The organism is Blastococcus sp. SYSU D00820 (assembly GCF_054050695.1).
On sequence record NZ_JBJGZW010000014.1, the window covers coordinates 72828 to 93102 of the forward strand.

The 20275-nt window shown below is 75.1% G+C and carries 21 protein-coding genes; 19 read left to right on the top strand and 2 right to left on the bottom strand.

The window, feature by feature from the left end:
• Position 1: 1 nt before the first annotated feature.
• Positions 2-859 (bottom strand): aldo/keto reductase, encoded by an 858-nt coding sequence (locus ACI79R_RS15400; protein ID WP_456574518.1) that lies wholly within the window; start codon positions 857-859, stop codon positions 2-4.
• 118 nt (positions 860-977) lie between these two features.
• Between ACI79R_RS15400 and ACI79R_RS15405 the strand changes: the two genes are divergently transcribed.
• From ACI79R_RS15405 to nusB, 15 genes are all read left to right on the top strand, one after another.
• Positions 978-2369 carry a replication-associated recombination protein A gene (locus ACI79R_RS15405; RefSeq protein ID WP_456574519.1) on the top strand — a complete coding sequence of 464 codons (1392 nt, stop codon included), beginning with the start codon at positions 978-980 and terminating at the stop codon, positions 2367-2369.
• Positions 2370-2687: 318 nt separating this feature from the next.
• Entirely contained in the window at positions 2688-3113 is a 426-nt protein-coding gene (locus ACI79R_RS15410) for a DUF948 domain-containing protein (RefSeq protein ID WP_456574520.1), read from the top strand.
• The gene (locus ACI79R_RS15415; protein ID WP_456574521.1) at positions 3113-3400 is read left to right on the top strand and encodes a hypothetical protein; all 288 of its coding nucleotides are present in this window, start codon (positions 3113-3115) and stop codon (positions 3398-3400) included. The genes ACI79R_RS15410 and ACI79R_RS15415 overlap by 1 nt, the downstream gene beginning before the upstream one ends.
• Before the next feature lie 35 nt (positions 3401-3435).
• Positions 3436-6126, top strand: a complete 2691-nt coding sequence (alaS, locus tag ACI79R_RS15420; RefSeq protein ID WP_456574522.1) for an alanine--tRNA ligase — start codon at positions 3436-3438, stop codon at positions 6124-6126.
• A 5-nt stretch (positions 6127-6131) separates the two neighbouring features.
• A complete protein-coding gene (gene ruvX, locus ACI79R_RS15425; protein WP_456574523.1) occupies positions 6132-6791 on the top strand; it encodes a Holliday junction resolvase RuvX in 660 nt (219 codons plus the stop codon).
• A 68-nt stretch (positions 6792-6859) separates the two neighbouring features.
• Positions 6860-8479 (top strand): endolytic transglycosylase MltG, encoded by a 1620-nt coding sequence (mltG, locus tag ACI79R_RS15430; RefSeq protein WP_456574524.1) that lies wholly within the window; start codon positions 6860-6862, stop codon positions 8477-8479.
• Positions 8479-9288: a shikimate dehydrogenase gene (locus ACI79R_RS15435; protein ID WP_456574525.1), complete on the top strand. Its 810-nt coding sequence runs from the start codon at positions 8479-8481 to the stop codon at positions 9286-9288. The genes mltG and ACI79R_RS15435 overlap by 1 nt, the downstream gene beginning before the upstream one ends.
• Positions 9289-9350: 62 nt before the next feature.
• Positions 9351-9965, top strand: coding sequence for a prepilin peptidase (locus ACI79R_RS15440; RefSeq protein WP_456574526.1), 615 nt, complete (start codon positions 9351-9353; stop codon positions 9963-9965).
• Between the two features lie 46 nt (positions 9966-10011).
• Positions 10012-11190 carry a chorismate synthase gene (aroC, locus tag ACI79R_RS15445; protein WP_456574527.1) on the top strand — a complete coding sequence of 393 codons (1179 nt, stop codon included), beginning with the start codon at positions 10012-10014 and terminating at the stop codon, positions 11188-11190.
• Positions 11187-11732, top strand: a complete 546-nt coding sequence (locus tag ACI79R_RS15450; RefSeq protein WP_456574528.1) for a shikimate kinase — start codon at positions 11187-11189, stop codon at positions 11730-11732. The genes aroC and ACI79R_RS15450 overlap by 4 nt, the downstream gene beginning before the upstream one ends.
• On the top strand, positions 11729-12787 hold the full coding sequence (aroB, locus tag ACI79R_RS15455) for a 3-dehydroquinate synthase (RefSeq protein ID WP_456574529.1): 1059 nt from the start codon (positions 11729-11731) through the stop codon (positions 12785-12787). The genes ACI79R_RS15450 and aroB overlap by 4 nt, the downstream gene beginning before the upstream one ends.
• The gene (aroQ, locus tag ACI79R_RS15460; RefSeq protein ID WP_456574530.1) at positions 12784-13248 is read left to right on the top strand and encodes a type II 3-dehydroquinate dehydratase; all 465 of its coding nucleotides are present in this window, start codon (positions 12784-12786) and stop codon (positions 13246-13248) included. Before aroB ends, aroQ begins: the two co-directional genes overlap by 4 nt.
• Entirely contained in the window at positions 13245-14345 is a 1101-nt protein-coding gene (locus ACI79R_RS15465) for a M24 family metallopeptidase (protein ID WP_456574531.1), read from the top strand. The genes aroQ and ACI79R_RS15465 overlap by 4 nt, the downstream gene beginning before the upstream one ends.
• On the top strand, positions 14346-14906 hold the full coding sequence (efp, locus tag ACI79R_RS15470; RefSeq protein WP_456574532.1) for an elongation factor P: 561 nt from the start codon (positions 14346-14348) through the stop codon (positions 14904-14906).
• Positions 14907-14927: 21 nt separating this feature from the next.
• Positions 14928-15335: a transcription antitermination factor NusB gene (gene nusB, locus ACI79R_RS15475; RefSeq protein ID WP_456574533.1), complete on the top strand. Its 408-nt coding sequence runs from the start codon at positions 14928-14930 to the stop codon at positions 15333-15335.
• A 133-nt stretch (positions 15336-15468) separates the two neighbouring features.
• On the opposite strand, the gene bldD is transcribed toward nusB, so the two are convergent.
• On the bottom strand, positions 15469-16014 hold the full coding sequence (bldD, locus tag ACI79R_RS15480; RefSeq protein WP_456574534.1) for a transcriptional regulator BldD: 546 nt from the start codon (positions 16012-16014) through the stop codon (positions 15469-15471).
• Between the two features lie 233 nt (positions 16015-16247).
• Here bldD and pyrR point away from each other — a divergent pair, with 233 nt between their 5' ends.
• From pyrR to carA, 4 genes are read left to right on the top strand one after another with little or no spacing between them, the layout of a single operon-like run.
• A complete protein-coding gene (pyrR, locus tag ACI79R_RS15485) occupies positions 16248-16853 on the top strand; it encodes a bifunctional pyr operon transcriptional regulator/uracil phosphoribosyltransferase PyrR (RefSeq protein ID WP_456574535.1) in 606 nt (201 codons plus the stop codon).
• Entirely contained in the window at positions 16850-17770 is a 921-nt protein-coding gene (locus ACI79R_RS15490) for an aspartate carbamoyltransferase catalytic subunit (protein WP_456574536.1), read from the top strand. The genes pyrR and ACI79R_RS15490 overlap by 4 nt, the downstream gene beginning before the upstream one ends.
• On the top strand, positions 17767-19056 hold the full coding sequence (locus tag ACI79R_RS15495; RefSeq protein ID WP_456574537.1) for a dihydroorotase: 1290 nt from the start codon (positions 17767-17769) through the stop codon (positions 19054-19056). Before ACI79R_RS15490 ends, ACI79R_RS15495 begins: the two co-directional genes overlap by 4 nt.
• On the top strand, positions 19053-20216 hold the full coding sequence (gene carA, locus ACI79R_RS15500) for a glutamine-hydrolyzing carbamoyl-phosphate synthase small subunit (protein WP_456574538.1): 1164 nt from the start codon (positions 19053-19055) through the stop codon (positions 20214-20216). Before ACI79R_RS15495 ends, carA begins: the two co-directional genes overlap by 4 nt.
• Positions 20217-20275: the final 59 nt, after the last annotated feature.

Sequence of the window (20275 nt, forward strand, 5' to 3'; positions counted from 1 at the left end):
CTCAGGCGTCCAGCCGGGCCAGTTGCTCCGCGGTCAGCTGCAGGTCGGCCGCGGCGGCGGAGTCGCGGATCGACTCCGGCCGGGAGGCCCCCGGGATGGGGACGACGACGTCGGCGCGGGCCAGGTGCCAGGCCAGCGTCACCCGGTACACCGACACGCCGAGCTCGGCGGCGACCTCGGCGAACGCAGGCGCGGTCGCGTCCAGCGAGCCGGCCGCCGACACCCCGCCGAACGGGCTCCAGGGGAGGAAGGCCAGCCCGTGGGCGGCGCAGTGGTCCACCTCGTCGGCGGAGAACCGCCAGCCGGGCGAGAACTGGTTCTGCACGCTGACCAGCGCCGGCCCGACGATCGAGCGGGCGACGTCGATCTGCGCGATGTCGGCGTTGGAGATGCCGACCATGCGCACCAGGCCGTCGTCGGCGAGCGCCCGCAGCGCACCCATCGACTCCTCCCACGGCGTGGCCGGGTCGGGCCGGTGGAACTGGTAGAGGCCGATGGCGTCGCCGCCGAGCCGCCGCAGCGAGGCCTCGGCGGCCCGCCGCAGGTAGGCGGGGGAGCCGTCGAGCTCCCAGTCGCTGCCGCGGCGGGTGTGGCCGCCCTTGGTGGCCACGAGGACCCCCGAGGTGTCGCCCCCGTAGGAGGCCAGCGCCCGTGCGACGAGGGTCTCGTTGTGCCCGAACTCGGACTCGTCGGCGGCGTAGGCGTCGGCGGTGTCGATCAGCGTGACCCCGGCGTCCAGCGCGGCGTGCACCACCGCCTCGGCCGCCTCGGGGGAGGGCCGGTCGGTCTTGGTGGACAGCGGCATGGCGCCCAGGCCGATGGCGCTGACGGTCGTGTCTCCGATGCGTCTGGTCTGCACAGAGGTGTCGTGCCCCGCGGGTAGCGTCGGTACCCGTGAGTGGACAGGGGCGTGAGCATCGCAGGGAGCGCCGGCGACCGAGGAGCCGAGCGCTCCGCGGGAGCGAACCGGGGACGCCGTGAGCTCGCTGTTCGACGACCCCGGCCCGGCCGACGGCGCCGAGGCCGCGGTCGACCCCGGCGCGCCGCTGGCCGTCCGCATGCGCCCGCGCTCGCTGGACGAGGTCGTGGGCCAGCGGCACCTGCTCGGCGACCGCGCACCGCTGCGCCGGCTGGTGGAGTCCGACGAGCCGATGTCGCTGGTGCTCTACGGCCCGCCCGGCACCGGCAAGACCACGCTGGCGCACGTCATCTCCCTGGCCACCAAGCGGCAGTTCGTCCAGCTCTCGGCCCTCGACTCCGGGGTCAAGGAGGTCCGGGCGGTCATCACCGCGGCCAAGCGCGAGCTCACCTTCGCCGGCCGGCGCACCGTGCTGTTCATCGACGAGGTGCACCGCTTCTCCAAGACCCAGCAGGACTCGCTGCTGTCGGCGGTCGAGGACCGCATCGTCAGCCTCATCGCCGCGACCACCGAGAACCCCTTCTTCTCCGTGGTCAGCCCGCTGCTCTCACGCAGCCTGGTGCTGGCGCTGCAGCCGCTGGCCGACGACGACGTCCGCTCCCTGCTGCGGCGTGCCCTGACCAGCGAGCGCGGCCTCGGTGGCGCGGTGACGCTGAGCGCCGACGCCGAGGAGCACCTGGTCCGCATCGCCGGCGGCGACGGGCGCAAGGCGCTGACCGCGCTGGAGTCCGGGGCCGGGGCGGCGCTGGCCGCCGGCACCACCGAGATCGACCTGGCGACCCTGGAGACGGCGGTCGCGCAGGCCGCGGTGCGCTACGACCGGCAGGGCGACCAGCACTACGACGTCGCCAGCGCGCTGATCAAGAGCATCCGCGGCAGCGACGTCGACGCCGCGCTGCACTACCTGGCCCGCATGGTCGAGGCGGGGGAGGATCCCCGCTTCATCGCCCGCCGGCTGGTCATCTCCGCCAGCGAGGACATCGGCATGGCCGACCCCACGGCGCTCCTGACCGCGGTCGCCGCGGCCGAGGCGGTCGCCTTCATCGGCATGCCCGAGGGGCACTTCCCGCTGGCCCAGGCGGTGGTGCACCTGGCCACCGCGCCGAAGTCGAACGCGATCACCGTGGCGATGGGGGAGTCGGTGGCCGACGTCCGCGCCGGGCTGGCCGGTCCGGTGCCGCCCGGCCTGCGCGACGGGCACTACGCCGGGGCCAAGAAGCTGGGCCACGCCCAGACCTACGTCTACCCGCACGCCCATCCCGACGGCGTCGTGCCGCAGCAGTACCCGCCGGACGCGCTCGTCGGCAAGGACTACTACCGGCCGACGGCGCGCGGGGCGGAGGGCCCGATCGGGGCGCGGCTGGCCAAGCTGCGCGCGATCGTCAGGCGACAGCTCCGGGAGCATCGCAGCGAGGAACGAGCGAGGAGCGGACCGGGGCGCGGAGCCTGACCGGGGTCATCGTCAGGCGACAGCTCCGGGAGCATCGCAGCGAGGAACGAGCGAGGAGCGGACCGGGGCGCGGAGTCTGACCAGGGTCATCGTCAGGCGACAGCTCCGGGAGCATCGCAGCGAGGAACGAGCGAGGAGCGGACCGGGGCGCGGAGCCTGACCGCGGTCATCGTCAGGCGACCGTCCCGGTCGCGCTGACCACCAGCCCCACCGTCCCCAGAGGTCGGCACGCGGCGGACGGCCGGGCGGCCCCCCGACTACTGTGACCACGCCGGGCGCCGCCGTCGGGGGCGACCACCGAGGAACAGGAGATCCCGCGTGTCCGCAGGAGAGTGGGCCGGACTCATCGCAGCGCTGGCGCTGGTGCTGCTCGTGGTGCTGCTCGCCATCCCGCTGCTCAAGCTGGGGCGCACCCTCGACGAGGCGACGCTGACCATCCGCCAGGCCCGGGAGCAGAGCGCACCGATCCTGAGCCAGGCGTCGACCACGGTCGCCCACGTCAACAGCAATCTCGAGCGGGTCGACGACATCACCGGGAACGCCGCCAACGTGTCGAGCAACGTCGCCGCGCTGACCAGCGTCGTGGCCGCCACCATCGGCAGCCCGCTGATCAAGGTGGCCGCGTTCAGCTACGGCGTGCGCAGCGCCGCCCGCAAGAAGCGCGAGGGCCAGGCGATCGCCGAGGCCGCCGCCCGTGACAAGGCCGCGCGCCGCGAGCGCCGCGCCGCCCGGCGGGCCGCCTGATGCGCCGGCTGTTCTGGCTGGCCATGGGCATCACCATCGGCGCGCTCGTCGTCCGCAAGCTCTCCCGGGCCGCGGAGAAGCTGACCCCGCAGGGCATCGCGGCCTCCCTGGTCGACGGCCTGCGCGACCTCGCCGACGCGATCGGCGACTTCGGTGCCGACGTGCGCGCGGCGGCCGCCGCCCGCGAGGCCGAGCTGCGCGCCGGCACCGGGCTGGACGCGCCGCTCCCGGAGCGCGACCAGGTGGAGCTGCCCGGTCGGCGCGGCGCGCACGCGGCCGACCGCTGACTCCCTCCCCGCACCACCGGACAACCGAGTAGGACATGCAGACCGCCGAGATCCGCCGCCGCTTCCTCGAGCACTTCGCCTCCCGCGGCCACACCGTCGTCCCCAGCGCCTCGCTGGTCTCCCCGGACCCCTCGCTGCTGTTCACGGTGGCCGGCATGGTCCCGTTCATCCCGTACCTGACCGGTCGCGAGCCCGCGCCCTTCCCGCGCGCGACCAGCGTGCAGAAGTGCGTCCGCACCCTCGACATCGAGGAGGTGGGCAAGACCACCCGGCACGGCACGTTCTTCCAGATGAACGGCAACTTCTCCTTCGGTGACTACTTCAAGGAGGGAGCGATCCAGCACGCCTGGGACCTGGTCACCGGCCGGGTCGAGGACGGCGGGCTGGGCTTCGACCCCGAGCGCATCTGGGTGACCGTCTACCTGGACGACGACGAGGCCGCCGACGCCTGGCACCGGATCGCCGGGCTGCCCAAGGAGCGCATCCAGCGGCTGGGCAAGAAGGACAACTACTGGCACACCGGGGCCGAGGGCCCCGGCGGCCCGTGCTCGGAGATCTACGTCGACCGGGGGCCGGAGTACGGCCCCGACGGCGGCCCGCTGGTCGACACCGCCGGCGACCGGTTCCTGGAGATCTGGAACCTCGTCTTCATGCAGTACGAGCTCACCGACGTCCGGAGCAAGGAGGACTTCCGGATCGTCGGCGAGCTGCCCAAGAAGAACATCGACACCGGCATGGGCCTGGAGCGGGTGGCCTACCTGCTGCAGGGCGTCGACAACATGTACGAGATCGACGAGGTCGCCCCGGTGCTGCACCGGGCCGCCGAGCTCGCCGGGGTCACCTACGGGCAGAAGCCCGACGACGACGTGCGGCTGCGCGTGGTCGCCGACCACGTGCGCAGCGGCCTGATGCTCATCGGCGACGGCGTCACCCCGGGCAACGAGGGCCGCGGCTACATCCTGCGCCGGCTGCTGCGCCGCGCCGTCCGCTCGATGAAGCTGCTCGGCGTCGACGAGGCCACCCTCCCCGAGCTGCTGCCGGTCTCCCGCGACGCGATGAGCGCCAGCTACCCGGAGCTGGCGACCGACTTCGCCCGCATCTCCGGCGTCGCCTACGCCGAGGAGGAGGCGTTCCGGCGCACCCTCACCTCCGGCACGGCGCTGTTCGACACCGCCGTGGCCCAGGCCAAGAAGGCGGGCACGCCTGCGCTCTCCGGCGAGCAGGCGTTCTCGCTGCACGACACCTACGGCTTCCCCATCGACGTGACGCTGGAGATGGCCGCCGAGCAGGGCGTCACGGTCGACGAGGCGGGCTTCCGCGCGCTCATGCAGCAGCAGCGCGACCGGGCCCGCGCCGACGCCCGCGCCAAGCGCACGGGGTCGGTCGACGTCCTGGCCTACCGGCGGCTGCTGGCCGACCACGGCCCCACCGACTGGCAGGCCTACGACACCCTGCGCACCGACTCGCGCGTGCTCGGCCTGGTCGCCGAGCTCGCCGGCGACGACGCCGGCCCGGCCGCCCCGGCCGGGCCGGGCGAGGTCACCCGCGTCGTGCTGGACCGGACGCCGTTCTACGCCGAGTCGGGCGGGCAGGTGGCCGACGCCGGCCTGCTCACCTGGGACGGCGGCCGCGCGGAGGTGCTCGACGTCCAGCGCCCGGTCAAGGGCCTGGTCGTGCACCAGGTGCGGGTGCTGGAGGGCGAGCTGCGCGAGGGTGCGGAGCTGACCGCCGAGGTCGACCGCGAGTGGCGGCTGTCGGCGTGCCAGGCGCACTCGGGCACCCACGTGGTGCACGCGGCGCTGCGCCAGGTGCTCGGCCCGCAGGCGCTGCAGTCCGGCTCCTACAACCGGCCGGGCTACCTGCGCCTGGACTTCGCCTGGCAGGGCGCGCTCAGCACCCAGCAGCGCACCGACATCGAGGACGTCGCCAACGCCGCGGTCCGCGCCGACCACCGGGTCACCGCCTCGTACATGACGCTGCCCGAGGCCCAGGCCCTCGGCGCGCTGGCGCTGTTCGGCGAGACCTACGGCGAGCAGGTGCGCGTCGTCGAGATCGGCGGCCCGTGGTCCCGCGAGCTCTGCGGTGGCACCCACGTGCAGGGCAGCGCCCAGATCGGCACGCTGGCGCTCACCGGCGAGTCGTCGGTGGGCTCCGGTTCGCGCCGGGTGGAGGCCGCGGTCGGCCTCGAGGGCTTCCGCTACCTGGCCCGCGAGCGCGACCTGGTGCGCCAGCTCGGCGAGCTGCTCAAGACCCCGCAGGACGGCCTGCTCGACCGGGTGAGCGGCATGCTGGCCCGGCTGCGCGACGCCGACCGGGAGCTCGCGGAGCTGCGCGCGCAGCAGACGCTGGCCGCTGCCGGGCAGCTGGCCGCCGGCGCCCGCGACCTCGACGGCGTCGCCCTGGTCACCGGCTCGCCGGCCGGGCTGTCCGGGGGCGACCTGCGCACCCTCGCCCTCGACGTGCGCGGCCGGCTGGGCGAGCGCCCGGGGGTGGTCTTGCTCGCGTCGGAGTCGGGGGGCAAGGTGGCACTCGTCGCGGCCCTCAACCCCGCCGCGCAGCAGCGAGGCCTGTCGGCCAACGACGTGCTGCGCGCGGCCGCGGCGCCGGTGGGTGGCCGAGGGGGCGGCAAGGCAGACGTCGCCCAGGGTGGTGGAACCGACCCGGGCGGCATCCCCGCGGCCCTGGCGGCCGGCGAGCAGGCGGTCTCGACCGCCGCACGGAGGTGACGCAGATGCCCGAGCAGCGGCCCGACGAGACCGGTCCGGTGGGTGAGCGGAAGGTGCAGGGACGCCCGGCGGTGCCGCCGGCGCGGCCCCGGCAGACCCCGCCGCCGCAGCCGCCGACGCACGCCACGACGGAGATCGACCTGCGGGCCGGCTTTCCGCCGGTGCGCAACGAGACCAGCGAGATCGACCTGTCCCGGGGGCTGCCCGGCGGGCTGCCGATCCCGCCGCGCAAGCCCACCCAGGGCCGGCGGCTGGGCGTCGACGTCGGCACGGTCCGCGTCGGCCTGGCGCTGTCGGACCCGACGGGCACGCTCGCCAGCCCGCTGGAGACCGTCCAGCGGACCCGCGACGGCAGCGATCTGGACCGCATCGCCGCCCTCGTCGTGGAACACGAGGTGACAGAGGTGATCGTGGGGGAGCCGCGGCACCTGTCGGGTGCGTCGGGCGCCTCCGCCCGGGAAGCGCGTGCCTACTCTCGGGAGCTGCGTGGGCGCATCGGCGCCGTGCCCGTGCACCTCGTCGACGAAAGGCTCTCCACCGTGACTGCAGCCAACTCCCTCCGGGCGAGCGGGCTCGACAGCCGCCAGCAGCGGCCCGTGATCGACCAGGCCGCTGCCGTGGTCATCCTCCAGGCCTATCTCGACGCCCAGCGGGGGCGCTCGTGAACGGTCCGACCCCGCCGCCCGGGCGGGGTCGGCACTCCCGGCCTGCCGCGCCGCCGGCCGGCAGCTGGGTGAGCTCGCTGCCGCAGGCGCCGCGCCCGCGCCTGCCCCTGATCCCGCCGGCCGCCGCGCCCGCCTTCGGCGGCCCTGCCGGTGGCCCCCCGGCCCCGGCGCGCCGCCGGGCGACGGTCATCGACCGCGCCTCGGCCCCGCACTACCCCGTCGCCGAGTACGCCCGGCACGCCGGCCCCCCGGACGACGGCGCCACCGGCCCGCTCCCGCCCGCCGCACGCGGCGGCGGCCCGGCCGGGGGACCGGACGCCGGTGCGCCGCTGCCGCCGCGCCCGGCCGGTGCCTGGTCGCGGCTGTCGCGCCGGGGCGACACCGACGCCGACCCCGCCGACGCCGCCACCGTGGCCCAGCCGGCCGTCGACGTCCCGGTACCGCCGGCCGACGCCGAGCACCACGACCACGACGCGCACGCGCACGACCTCCACGACGACGACCAGACCGGCGGCCTCGAGGTCATCGGCGTCGACGACGACTCCCCGCGCGGCCGCCGCGCCCGCCGCCGGGCCGCCCGCGCGCACGACGACTCCCACGACCTGCACGACGACCTCCACGACGACGAGCACGACCACCCCGCGCCGCGCCGGCGCCGGCGTCGTCCGCTCGCCGTGGTGCTGTCCCTGCTCGTGCTCGCCGGCCTGGTCGCCGGCATCTTCTTCGGCGGCTCCGCGCTGCTGGACCTCGTCAACCCCGAGGCCGAGGACTACACCGGCCAGGGCAGCGGCACCGTCGAGGTGCGCGTCGAGGACGGCGCGTCGCTGCGCGCCATCGCCGACGCCCTGGTCGAGGCCGGCGTCATCGCCTCGGCCCCGCCGTTCATCGAGGCCGCCGAGGCCAACAGCGCCGCCATGGGCATCCAGCCCGGCGTCTACGGCATGCGGGAGCAGATGAGCGGCGCGGCGGCGCTGGACCGGCTGCTCGACCCGACCAGCCGGCTGTTCGTGCGGGTCACCATCCCCGAGGGCTTCACCGTCGCAGCAGTGCTCCAGCGGCTGGCCGAGACCACCGAGACGCCGATCGAGGAGCTGGTGGCGGCGTCCCAGGACCCCGCCGCGCTCGGCCTGCCGGCCTACACCAACGGCCTGCCCGAGGGCTTCCTGTTCCCGGCGACCTACGACTTCGAGCCCGACGACACCCCGACCGACATGCTGCGCCAGATGGTCGTGCGCAGCGAGCAGGTGCTCGACGAGCTGGGCGTCCCGGACGAGCTGCGGCTGACCGTCGTGACGAAGGCCAGCCTCGTGCAGGCCGAGGCCAGCTCCCCGGAGGACATGGGCATGGTCGCCCAGGTCCTGGAGAACCGGCTGGCCATGGGGATGCCGCTGCAGCTGGACACCACGGTGAACTACGCCAACGGCAAGTCCGGCATCACCACCACGGCGGCCGACCGGGCCAACCCCTCGCCGTACAACACCTACTACCACCCGGGGCTCCCGCCGGGCGCCATCACCAACCCGGGGGAGGACGCGCTGCGCGCCGTCCTCAACCCGACGCCCGGGGCGTGGCTGTTCTTCGTCGTGGTCAATCCCGACACCGGCGAGACCCGGTTCGCGGTGACCCCCGAGGAGCACCAGGCCAACGTCGCGCTGTTCCAGCAGTGGCTGCGGGAGAACCCGGACTGATGCGCGCCGCCGTCCTCGGCCGGCCGGTGGGGCACTCGCTGTCGCCCCTGCTCCACCGGGCGGCCTACGCGGCGCTGGGGCTGTCCGACTGGACCTACGACGCCCTCGACATCGGCGCCGAGGACCTCCCCGTCCTGCTCGCCGGCCTCGGCGAGGAGTGGCGCGGTTTCTCGGTGACCATGCCGTGCAAGCACGCCGCGGTCGAGGTCGCCGACGTCGTGGAGCCGCTCCCACGGCTGCTCGGCGCCGCCAACACCCTGCTGCGCACCGCCGAGGGCGGCTGGCGGGCGGAGAACACCGACGTCACCGGCGTCGGCATGGCCCTGCAGCTGGCCGGGGTCGAGCAGGTGGAGGACGCCGCCATCGTGGGCGCCGGGGGCACCGCGCTGGCCGCCGCGGTGGCGCTGGCCTCGCTGGGCGCCTCGCACGTCGACGTCCTCGTCCGCGAGCCGGCCCGCGCCGCCGACGTGCTGCGGGTGCTCGGTGCGCTCGGCGTCGCCGCCGACGTGCACCGCCTGGCCGCCGCGCGGGTGACCGCTCCCGTCGTGGTCAGCACCGTGCCCATCGACGGCCAGTCCGCCGTGCTCGACCTCGGCTGGGCGTCCGGGCAGACCGTGCTCGACGTCCTCTACTCCCCGTGGCCGACGCCGCTGGCCGACCGGGTGACCGGTGCGGGGGGCACCGTGCTCAGCGGCCTCGAGGTGCTGTTCTGGCAGGCCACGGCGCAGGTGGAGCTGATGACCGGTCACCCGGCGCCGATCGAGGAGATGCGCGCGGCGCTGGACGACCGGGTCCGGGGCGCGCACTGAGCCCGGCCGGCGTCACGCTCGGGCCGGTCGGCACCGCCGCGGTCGCCGTCGTCGCCGCCGTCGTGGTCGGCCCCTGGCTGGCCCGCATCTCGGTGCGGCTGGCCCGCCGGGACGCCGCCGCCCGCCCCGGCCCGCTGCACACCGCGCTGAGCACGGCCGGCTTCGGGCTGCTGGTCGCCGGGGTGCTGCTGCTCACCGGCGTGCGTCCGGCCGCCGTGGCACTGGCCTGGGCCGCCGGGGCGGCGGTCGTGCTCGCCGCGGTCGACCTCGCGGTGCACCGGCTGCCCGACGCGGTCACGCTCCCCGCCGCGGTCGCCGGCACGACGGCCCTCGCCCTGGACGCGGCGGCCACCGGCACCTGGCCGGCGTTCGGGCGGGCGGCGCTCGCGGCGGCCGTCGTCGGTGCGGCGTCGGGGCTGGTCTGGCTCGCCGCGCCTGCCGCGCTCGGCCTCGGCGACGTCAAGCTGCTGGCCCTGCTCGGCCTGCTGCTCGGCTGGGCCGGCTGGGGCGTGCTCCTGGCGGGGGTCTTCCTCGGCCTGCTCTGCGGCGCGACCGCCTCGCTCGTGCTGCTGGTCAGCCGCCGGGTGGGGTGGCGCAGCGCCGTCCCGTTCGGGCCGCCGCTGCTGGTCGGCGCGGTCCTGGCGCTCGCCCTGGCCGGCACCGTCTCCCTCTCGTGACCGCCGGTCATCGGCCCGGTGCGGCGCAACTGGCAGAATCCGCGGCATGTTGCGCTGGCTGACCGCCGGTGAGTCGCACGGCCAGCAGCTCACCGCCATCCTCGAGGGCCTGCCGGCCGGCGTCGCCGTGCAGACCACCGACCTCGACCTCGACCTCGCGCGCCGCCGGCTGGGCCACGGCCGCGGCGCCCGCATGTCCTTCGAGCAGGACGTCGTCACCCTCACCGGCGGCGTCCGGCACGGCCGCACCCAGGGCGGCCCGATCGCCGTCCAGGTGGGCAACACCGAGTGGCCCAAGTGGACGACGGTCATGTCCGCCGACCCGGTCGACCCCGAGGTGCTGGCCGGGCAGGCGCGCAACGCGCCGCTGACCCGGCCCCGTCCCGGCCACGCCGACCTCGCCGGCATGCAGAAGTACGGCTTCGACGACGCCCGCCCGGTGCTGGAGCGGGCCAGTGCGCGCGAGACCGCCGCCCGCGTCGCGCTCGGCGCGATCGCCCGGGCCTTCCTGCGCCAGGTGCTCGACGTCGAGGTGGTCAGCCACGTGGTCGCCATCGGCCCGGTGGTCGTGCCCGACGGCGTGGTGCCCGGGCCGGGCGACAACGCCCGCATCGACGAGGACCCGGTCCGCTGCGCGCACCCGGCCACCAGCGAGGCCATGGTCGCCGAGGTCGACGACGCCCGGAAGAACGGCGACACCCTCGGCGGGGTCATCGAGGTCGTCGTCCACGGGCTGCCGCCGGGCCTGGGCAGCCACGTGCACTGGGACCGCCGGCTGGACTCCCGGCTGGCCGCGGCCCTCATGGGCGTGCAGTCGGTCAAGGCCGTCGAGGTCGGCGACGGGCTGGAGACCGCCCGCCGCCGCGGCTCGGTGGCCCACGACGAGATCGTGACCGAGGAGGGCCGGCTGGTCCGCGTCACCGACCGCGCCGGCGGCATCGAGGGCGGCATGACCAACGGCGAGGTGCTGCGGGTCCGCGCCGCGATGAAGCCGATCTCCACCGTGCCGCGCGCGCTGCAGACCGTCGACGTCGCCACCGGCGAGGCCGCGGTCGCCATCAACCAGCGCAGCGACGCCTGCGCCGTGCCCCGCGGCAGCGTGGTGATGGAGGCGATGGTGGCGCTGGTGCTCGCCGACGCCGTCCTGGAGAAGTTCGGCGGCGACTCGGTGACCGAGACCCGCCGCAACGTGCGCGGCTACCTCGACGCCCTCCCGTACCGGTGACCGGCACCCGCCCGGTGCTGGTGCTGGTCGGGCCCCCGGCCTCGGGCAAGACCACCGTGGGCACCGCGGTGGCCGCCGCGCTCGGCGTCGGCTTCCGCGACACCGACGCCGACGTCGAGGCCGCCACCGGCAGCACGGTGGCCGACCTGTTCGTGACCGAGGGGGAGGAGCACTTCCGCGCCCTGGAGGAGCAGGCGGTGGCCCGGGCGGTCGCCGAGCACGACGGCGTCCTCGCCCTCGGCGGCGGCGCGGTGCTCAGCGCCGCCACCCGCGCGCTGCTGGTCGGCTACGGCCGCGCCGGCGGCACCGTGGCCCGGCTCGAGGTCGACCTGCCCTCGGCGGCCAAGCGGGTCGGCCTGTCCCGGGACCGTCCGGTGCTCGGGCTCAACCCGCGGGCGATGCTGCGCACCCTGCTCGAGCAGCGGGAGCCGTTCTACGCCGAGGTCGCCACGCTGACCGTGCCCACCGGTGGGCGCACTCCCGAGGAGGTCGTGGCCGAGGTGCTGGAGGCCCTGTCCGCACGAGCCGGGGAGACGTCGTGAGGCGCGTGCAGGTACCCGGCGAGAAGCCGTACGAGGTCGTCATCGGCCCCGGCGCGCAGGCCGAGCTGGCGCTGGTGCTCGCGGGCACCGACCGGGTCGCCGTCGTGCACGCCCCGCCGCTGGCCGCCCTGGCCGGCGCCGCCGTGGAGACCCTGCAGACCGCCGGTGTCGCGGCCGAGGCCGTCGTCGTGCCCGACGGCGAGGCGGCCAAGACCGCCGAGGTCGCCGCCGGGGCGTGGGAGGCGTTCGGCCGGCTGGGCCTGACCCGCACCGACGCCGTCGTCGGGGTCGGCGGCGGCGCGGTCACCGACCTGGCGGGCTTCCTCGCCGCCACCTGGGTGCGCGGCGTCCGCGTGGTGCACCTGCCGACCAGCCTCCTCGGCATGGTCGACGCCGCGGTCGGCGGGAAGACCGGCATCAACACCGGCGCCGGCAAGAACCTCGTCGGCGCGTTCCACCCGCCGGCCGGGGTGCTCGCCGACACCGACGTCCTCGCCGGGCTGCCCGAGGCGGAGTTCCGCTCCGGCCTGGCCGAGGTCGTCAAGTGCGGCTTCATCGCCGACGGCCGCATCCTCGAGCTGCTCGAGGCCGACCCCACCGGCCGCCGCGACACCGCCGAGCTGATCGAGCGCGCGGTGCAGGTCAAGGCCGACGCCGTCGGCGCCGACCTGCGCGACACCGGCGTCCGGGAGTTCCTCAACTACGGGCACACGCTGGCGCACGCGATCGAGCGGGTGGAGGACTTCGGCTGGCGGCACGGCGAGGCGGTCGCCGTCGGCCTGGTGTTCGCCGCCGAGCTCGGCGCCCAGGCCGGCCTGCTGACCCGCGCCGAGGTCGACCGGCACCGCGACCTGGTCGCCGCGATGGGCCTGCCCACCCGCTACGCCGGCGACTGGGCGACGATCCAGGGCGTCATGCGGGTGGACAAGAAGGCCCGCGGCGCCTCCCTGCGGTTCGTCGTCCTCGACGGCATCGGCAACCCCCGCATCCTGACCGACCCCGAGCCGGCGTGGCTCGACGCGGCGTGGGCCGCGGTGAGCGAGGAGCGCGCATGACGATCCAGGTGCTCAACGGCGCCAACCTCGGCCGGCTCGGCACCCGCGAGCCCGAGGTCTACGGAGCCACCACGTACGCGCAGCTGGTCGAGCGCCTGGAGGCGGTCGGCCGGGAGCTCGGGCACGAGGTGCGGGTGCGGCAGACCGACGACGAGGGCGAGCTGCTGCGCTGGATCCACGACGCCACGGACGCCGGCGACCCGGTCGTCATCAACCCCGCCGGCTGGTCGCACACCTCGGTCGTGCTGCACGACGCGCTGGCCGCGGCGACCGCGCCGGTGGTCGAGGTGCACATCAGCAACATCCACAAGCGCGAGGAGTTCCGGCACCACTCCTACGTGTCCCGGGTCGCGGTCGGTGTGATCGCCGGGCTGGGCGTGCGGGGCTACGAGCTCGCGCTGCGGTGGCTGGCGGAGGAGATGGCGGGAGACGACCGCGGAGCCGGCCGGGAGACGGCATGAGGACCGCCGAGCGTCGGGAGCGGCTGCGGGCCACCGCCGCCGAGCGCGGCCTGGACGCCGTCCTGGTCACCGACCTGCTCAACGTCCGCTACCTGACCGGCTTCACCGGGTCCAACGGCGCGCTGCTGCTGCGCACCGGCGGCGCCGACGTGTTCGGCACCGACGGCCGCTACACCACCCAGGCCGCCGTCCAGGTGCCCGACGTCGAGGTGCTCGTCGACCGCGCCACCGTCGCCGCGCTGGCCCGGCAGGCCGTCCGCCGCGGCGCCGGCCGGATCGGCTACGAGAGCCACCACCTCACCGTCGACGGGTTCGCCGCGCTGGAGCGGGTGGTCACCGACGCCGCCGCCGGCGGCACGGTGCCGGAGCTGGCGTCGGTCCGGCGGGCGGTGGAGGCGCTGCGCGCGGTCAAGGACGACGACGAGGTCGCCGCCCTCCGCCGCGCCTGCGCCATCGCCGACGCCGCGCTCGCCGAGCTGGCCTCGGAGGGGGCGCTGCGGCCGGGCCGCACGGAGCTGCAGGTCGGCCGTGAGCTCGACGCCCGCATGCTGGCCCTGGGCGCTGAGGCGCCGTCGTTCGAGACGATCGTGGCGGCGGGCGCGAACTCCGCCATCCCGCACCACCGGCCCGACGGCACCGAGCTGCGCGGCGGCGACTTCCTCAAGCTCGACTTCGGCGCCACCGTCGACGGCTACCACTCGGACATGACCCGCACCCTGGTGCTCGGCCACGCCGCCGACTGGCAGCGCGAGGTCTACGAGCTCGTCGCCGCCGCGCAGGCGGCCGGGCGGGCGGCGCTGGCCGTCGGCACCGACGTGGTCGCCGTCGACGCCGCCGCCCGCGACGTGATCGCCGCGGCCGGGCACGCGGAGCACTTCACCCACGGCCTCGGCCACGGCGTCGGCCTGGAGATCCACGAGGCGCCGGGCATCGGCCCGCTGGGCGCGGGTACCCTGGCCGCTGGCATGGCCGTCACCGTGGAGCCCGGCGTCTACCTGCCCGGCCACGGCGGTGTCCGGATCGAGGACACGCTGGTCGTCACGGACGACGAGCCGGAGTTGTTGACCCTCACGAGCAAGGAACTGCTGGTCCTCTAGATGGCTACCACCAACGACCTCAAGAACGGCATGGTCCTCAACCTCGACGGCCAGCTCTGGGCCGTCACCGAGTTCCAGCACGTCAAGCCCGGCAAGGGCGGCGCGTTCGTCCGGACGACGCTGAAGAACGTGCTCTCGGGCAAGGTCGTCGACAAGACCTTCAACGCCGGCACCAAGGTCGAGACGGCCAACGTCGACAAGCGGAACATGACCTACCTGTACAAGGACGGGTCGGACTTCGTCTTCATGGACGGCGACACCTACGACCAGATCCCGGTGCCGGCCGAGACCGTGGGCTCGGGTGCGGACTACCTCCTGGAGAACACCGAGGTCGTCGTCGCCGTCCACGACGGGACGCCGCTGTACGTCGAGCTGCCGGTGACCATGGAGCTCGTCGTCGAGCACACCGACCCGGGTCTGCAGGGCGACCGCTCCACCGGCGGCACCAAGCCCGCAACGCTGGAGACCGGCGCGCAGATCCAGGTGCCGCTGTTCGTCAACACCGGCGACAAGCTCAAGGTCGACACCCGCGACGGCCGGTACCTCGGCCGCGCCAACTGAGCCCGGCGGGCCGGTAAGCACGTGGCTGCGCGCAGCAAGGCACGCAAGCGCGCCGTCGACGTCCTCTACGAGGCCGACGTCCGGGGCACCGATCCGCTCCCGCTGCTGCGGGAGCGGATCGCCGACGAGACCCCGCCGGTGCCGGAGCACGCCGTCCGGCTGGTCGAGGGCGTGGTCGAGCACTCGGCCCGCATCGACTCGCTGATCGACACCCACGCCCGCGGCTGGACCCTGCAGCGGCTGCCCGACGTCGACCGCGCCATCCTGCGCATGGCGGTGTTCGAGCTGCTCTGGGCCGACGACGTCCCCGACGCGGTCGTCATCGACGAGGCCGTGCAGCTGGCGCGGGCGCTGTCCACCGACGACTCGCCCTCGTTCGTCAACGGCGTGCTGGGCGCGATCCTGGCGACCGAGGTCCCGACCACGTAGCCCGACGATCGGTGCACCTACCGGTGCCGGTGACCCTTCCGGATGCCGTCGTGTGCACGGATCGGGCCATCCCGCGCCAGGACGCACGAGGGGCCCCTGCCGGATCGGCAGGGGCCCCTCGTACGTGCTCGCGTCACCGGGGGCTGCGCCGGCGCTCCCAGTTCGGGTTGAGCTCGTCCTCGTCGTCCCCGCCGCCGGCGATGCCCTCCATGCCGGGGGAGAGGACGCCCCACTCGATCAGCCGCGAGGTGAGCTCGTCGGGGCTCATGTCGTAGATGATCGCCAGGCTCTTGAGGTCCTCGGCGCGGATGGACAGCACCTTGCCGTTGTAGTCGTGCCGCTGGGCCTGGATCGTCGAGGCGTAGCGCGCCAGCGGGCCGGCCTCGTCGGCGGGCAGCGAGCCCAGCGACTCCAGGTTGAGCACGATCTTGGTGGTCGAGGTGACCGCGGAGCTCGGCCGCGGGTCGGGCAGCAGTTCCGAGACCGGCACGCCGTAGAACACGGCCAGCTCGGAGAGGCGCTGGACGGTGACCGCACGGTCGCCGCGCTCGTAGGAGCCGACGACGACGGCCTTCCACCGCCCGTGCGACTTGTCCTCCACACCCTGCAGGGACAGGCCCTGCTGGTTGCGGATGGCGCGGAGCCGGGCACCGAGGGCCCGTGAGTAGTCGGTGCTCATCGCTGTCCTGCTCACTGTCCGTCGTCTGGGCTGGGAGTAGTTCGTCACGCAGCGTACTGGCTGGTGGCGGCCGGTGGCACCGCCCCTTCCGCGGGGCTCACATCGTGGACGACGGCGCCGTCCGGTGGGGGCTGCGACGCGCGACGACGGTCACACCGGGGCGTGCAGTACCGTCGTCGGCGGTCCACCCACTCCTTTAACGACCCGTCCAGTGAGGCGGGGAAGGAGGCCTGATGGCCGGCTCGTCCCCGGCTGCCCCCGGCAGCCGCGATGCAGGAAACCCTGCCGCACCCGGTGTGGTGCTCACCGCCACCGACGTCGCCCGCGTGGTCGACCGGATGGCCCACCAGCTGATCGAGAAGGCCGGCGACCACCTGGCCGGGCTCGTGCTCGCCGGCATCCCCACCCGCGGCGCCCCGCTGGCCCGCCGGCTGGCCGGCCGCATCGAGGCCTTCGCCGGCACCGCGGTCGACGTCGGCACCGTCGACATCACCCTCTACCGCGACGACCTGCGGCTGCGCGGCGTCCGCGCGCTGGAGGACACCGTCCTGCCCGCCGGTGGGATCGACGGCCGGCTGGTCGTCCTGGTCGACGACGTCCTGTTCTCCGGCCGGTCGGTGCGCGCCGCCCTCGACGCCCTGCGCGACCTCGGCCGCCCCCGCGCGGTGCAGCTGGCGGTCCTCGTGGACCGCGGCCACCGCGAGCTGCCGATCCGCGCCGACTACGTGGGCAAGAACCTGCCGACCGCGCGCAGCCAGTCGGTGAAGGTGCGGCTGGCCGAGATCGACGGCGTCGACGAGGTGCAGGTCACCGAGGGCAGCGAGCGGGGTGCCCGGTGAAGCGCCACCTGCTGGAGGCCGCCGACCTCGACCGGGCCGACGCGACCCTGGTGCTCGACACCGCCGCGCAGATCGAGTCCGCCCTGGCCGGCCGCGAGGTCAAGAAGCTGCCCACCTTGCGCGGGCGGACGGTGGTCAACCTCTTCTACGAGGACTCCACCCGCACCCGCATCTCCTTCGAGCTGGCCGCCAAGCGGCTGAGCGCCGACGTCATCAACTTCTCGGCCAAGGGCAGCAGCGTCTCCAAGGGCGAGAGCCTCAAGGACACCGCGCTGACGCTGGAGGCGATGGGCAGCGACGCCATCGTCATCCGGCACTCGGCCTCCGGCGCTCCCCACCAGCTCTCGGCCTGGGTGCAGGGCAGCGTGGTCAACGCCGGCGACGGCACCCACGAGCACCCCACCCAGGCGCTGCTCGACGCCTACACGATCCGCCAGCGGCTGGGCCGCCTCGACGGCGTGCGGGTGGCCATCGTCGGCGACGTGCTGCACAGCCGGGTGGCCCGCTCCAACGTCCGGCTGCTGGCCACGCTCGGCGCCGAGGTCACGCTCGTCGCGCCGCCCACGCTGCTGCCGGTCGGCGTCGGCAGCTGGCCGGTGACGGTCGGCTACGACCTGGACGCCGTGCTGCCCAAGGCCGACGTGGTGATGATGCTGCGGGTCCAGGCCGAGCGGATGAACGCCTCGTTCTTCCCCAGCGCCCGCGAGTACAGCCGCCGCTACGGCCTCGACGCCCGCCGCATGGCCGCGCTCGCCGACGACGCGATCGTCATGCACCCCGGCCCCATGAACCGCGGCATGGAGATCGCCGCGGAGGTGGCCGACTCGGCCCGCTCCACCATCGTCGAGCAGGTCGGCAACGGCGTCTCGGTGCGGATGGCCGTCCTGTACCTGCTGCTCGGAGGCACCCCCTCATGACCGTGTACCTGGTGAAGGGCGCCCGCCCGCTCGGTGGCGACCCCGCCGACCTGCTGCTCAAGGACGGCCGGATCGCCGCGGTCGGCCAGCGGCTGTCGGCGACCGGCGTCGAGGTCGTCGACGCCGGCGGCCTGATCGCGCTGCCCGGCCTGGTCGACCTGCACACCCACCTGCGCGAGCCCGGCCGCGAGGACGCCGAGACGGTCGAGACCGGCAGCCGCGCCGCCGCGCTCGGCGGGTTCACCGCGGTGCACGCCATGGCCAACACCGACCCGGTGGCCGACACCGCGGGTGTCGTCGAGCAGGTCTGGCGGCTGGGCCAGGAGGCCGGGCTGGTCGACGTCGTCCCGGTCGGTGCGGTGACCGTCGGCCTCGGCGGCCGGCGGCTGGCCGAGCTCGGCGCCATGGCCGACTCCGCCGCCCGCGTGCGGGTGTTCTCCGACGACGGGCACTGCGTCGCCGATCCCGCGCTCATGCGCCGGGCGCTGGAGTACGTGAAGGCCTTCGACGGCGTGGTGGCCCAGCACGCCGAGGAGCCGCGGCTCACCGAGGGCGCGCAGATGCACGAGGGCGACCGCTCGGCCCGCCTCGGCCTGACCGGCTGGCCGGCCGCGGCGGAGGAGGCGATCATCGCCCGCGACGTGCTGCTGGCCCAGCACGTCGGCGCGCGGCTGCACGTCTGCCACGTGTCCACGGCCGGGTCGGTGGAGATCATCCGCTGGGCCAAGTCGCGCGGGGTGCGGGTGACCGCGGAGGTCACCCCGCACCACCTGCTGCTCACCGACGCCTGCGCCGAGGGCTACGACCCGGTGTTCAAGGTCAACCCGCCGCTGCGCACGGACGCCGACGTGCAGGCGCTGCGGCAGGGCCTGGCCGACGGCACCATCGACGCCGTCGCCACCGACCACGCCCCGCACGCCGCGGAGGACAAGGAGTGCGAGTGGGCGCAGGCCCGGCCCGGGATGCTCGGGCTGGAGCAGGCGCTGGCCGTGGTCGTCGACACGATGGTGGAGACCGGCCTGCTGGACTGGGCCGGCGTCGCCGACCGCATGTCGGTCCGCCCGGCGGCCATCGGCCGACTGGCCAGGCACGGCCGCCCGCTGGCCGCCGGTGAGCCGGCCAACCTGCTGCTCCTGGACCCCGCGAGCCGGTCGACCGTCGACCCCGCCGCGCTGGCCAGCCGCAGCCGCAACAGCCCCTATGCCGGCCGGGAGCTCCCCGGCCGGGTGGTCGCGACGTTCCTGCGGGGCGTTCCGACCGTTCTGGACGGGAAGGCACAGAAGTGAGTGACGCGATCCTCGTGCTCGAGGACGGCAGGACGTTCCGGGGCGAGGCCTACGGCGCGACGGGGACGACGGTCGGCGAGGCGGTGTTCGCCACCGGCATGACCGGCTACCAGGAGACGCTGACCGATCCCAGCTACGCCGGTCAGATCGTCACGATGACCGCTCCGCACATCGGCAACACCGGCGTCAACGAGGAGGACGACGAGAGCCGCCGCATGTGGGTGGCCGGCTTCGTCGTCCGCGACCCGGCCCGCCGCCCGGCCAACTGGCGGGCCACCGGCACCCTCGACGACGAGCTGGTCGCGCAGGGCGTGGTCGGCATCAGCGGCATCGACACCCGGGCGCTGACCCGCCACCTGCGCGAGCGCGGGGCGATGCGGGCCGGCATCAGCACCGAGCTCGACGCCGCCGCGCTGCTCGAGCGGGTGTGCGCGGCCGAGAGCATGACCGGCGCCGACCTCGCCCCGACGGTGAGCACCGGCGAGGCCTACGTGGTGCCCGCGGTGGGGGAGAAGCGGTACACCATCGCCGCCCTCGACCTGGGCATCAAGACCGCCACCCCGCGGCACCTGGCCGAGCTCGGCGTCGAGACCCACGTGCTGCCCTCCACGGCGACCGCCGGGGAGCTGCTGGCCGCCGGGCCCGACGGCGTCTTCCTGTCCAACGGCCCGGGCGACCCGGCCGCGGCGGACTACGCCGTCGCCGCGGTGCGGGGCGTGCTCGACGCCCGCCGGCCGCTGTTCGGCATCTGCTTCGGCAACCAGATCCTCGGCCGGGCGCTGGGGCTGGGCACCTACAAGCTGCGCTTCGGCCACCGCGGGTTGAACCAGCCGGTGCTCGACCGGGTCAGCGGGACCGTCCGGGTGACCAGCCACAACCACGGCTTCGCCGTCGACGCCCCGCTCGACCGGCCCACCGACACTCCCTACGGGCAGGTGGAGGTCAGCCACGTGGGCCTCAACGACGACGTCGTCGAGGGTCTGCGCTGCCTGGAGGTGCCGGCCTTCAGCGTCCAGTTCCATCCCGAGTCGGCCGCCGGGCCGCACGACGCGGCGCCGCTGTTCCAGCGCTTCGTCGACCTGATGGAGGCCAACCGCGGCGACGGGGAGGCGGTCACCCCGCCGCCGGTCGTCGAGCACAGCACGGGGGAGAAGGCCTGATGCGACATGTCACGCGACACCCGATCGACGTGACCGGCCGACGCGACACGGACGAGGAC

What these genes read in the sequence shown, in the direction of transcription:
- ACI79R_RS15415 (WP_456574521.1), top strand. Translation starts at nt 3,113, where the DNA reads ATGCGCCGGCTGTTCTGGCTGGCCATGGGCATCACCATCGGCGCGCTC.
- alaS (WP_456574522.1), top strand. Translation starts at nt 3,436, where the DNA reads ATGCAGACCGCCGAGATCCGCCGCCGCTTCCTCGAGCACTTCGCCTCC.
- ruvX (WP_456574523.1), top strand. Translation starts at nt 6,132, where the DNA reads ATGCCCGAGCAGCGGCCCGACGAGACCGGTCCGGTGGGTGAGCGGAAG.
- ACI79R_RS15435 (WP_456574525.1), top strand. Translation starts at nt 8,479, where the DNA reads ATGCGCGCCGCCGTCCTCGGCCGGCCGGTGGGGCACTCGCTGTCGCCC.
- aroC (WP_456574527.1), top strand. Translation starts at nt 10,012, where the DNA reads ATGTTGCGCTGGCTGACCGCCGGTGAGTCGCACGGCCAGCAGCTCACC.
- aroQ (WP_456574530.1), top strand. Translation starts at nt 12,784, where the DNA reads ATGACGATCCAGGTGCTCAACGGCGCCAACCTCGGCCGGCTCGGCACC.
- ACI79R_RS15465 (WP_456574531.1), top strand. Translation starts at nt 13,245, where the DNA reads ATGAGGACCGCCGAGCGTCGGGAGCGGCTGCGGGCCACCGCCGCCGAG.
- efp (WP_456574532.1), top strand. Translation starts at nt 14,346, where the DNA reads ATGGCTACCACCAACGACCTCAAGAACGGCATGGTCCTCAACCTCGAC.
- bldD (WP_456574534.1), bottom strand. Translation starts at nt 16,014, where the DNA reads ATGAGCACCGACTACTCACGGGCCCTCGGTGCCCGGCTCCGCGCCATC.
- pyrR (WP_456574535.1), top strand. Translation starts at nt 16,248, where the DNA reads ATGGCCGGCTCGTCCCCGGCTGCCCCCGGCAGCCGCGATGCAGGAAAC.
- ACI79R_RS15495 (WP_456574537.1), top strand. Translation starts at nt 17,767, where the DNA reads ATGACCGTGTACCTGGTGAAGGGCGCCCGCCCGCTCGGTGGCGACCCC.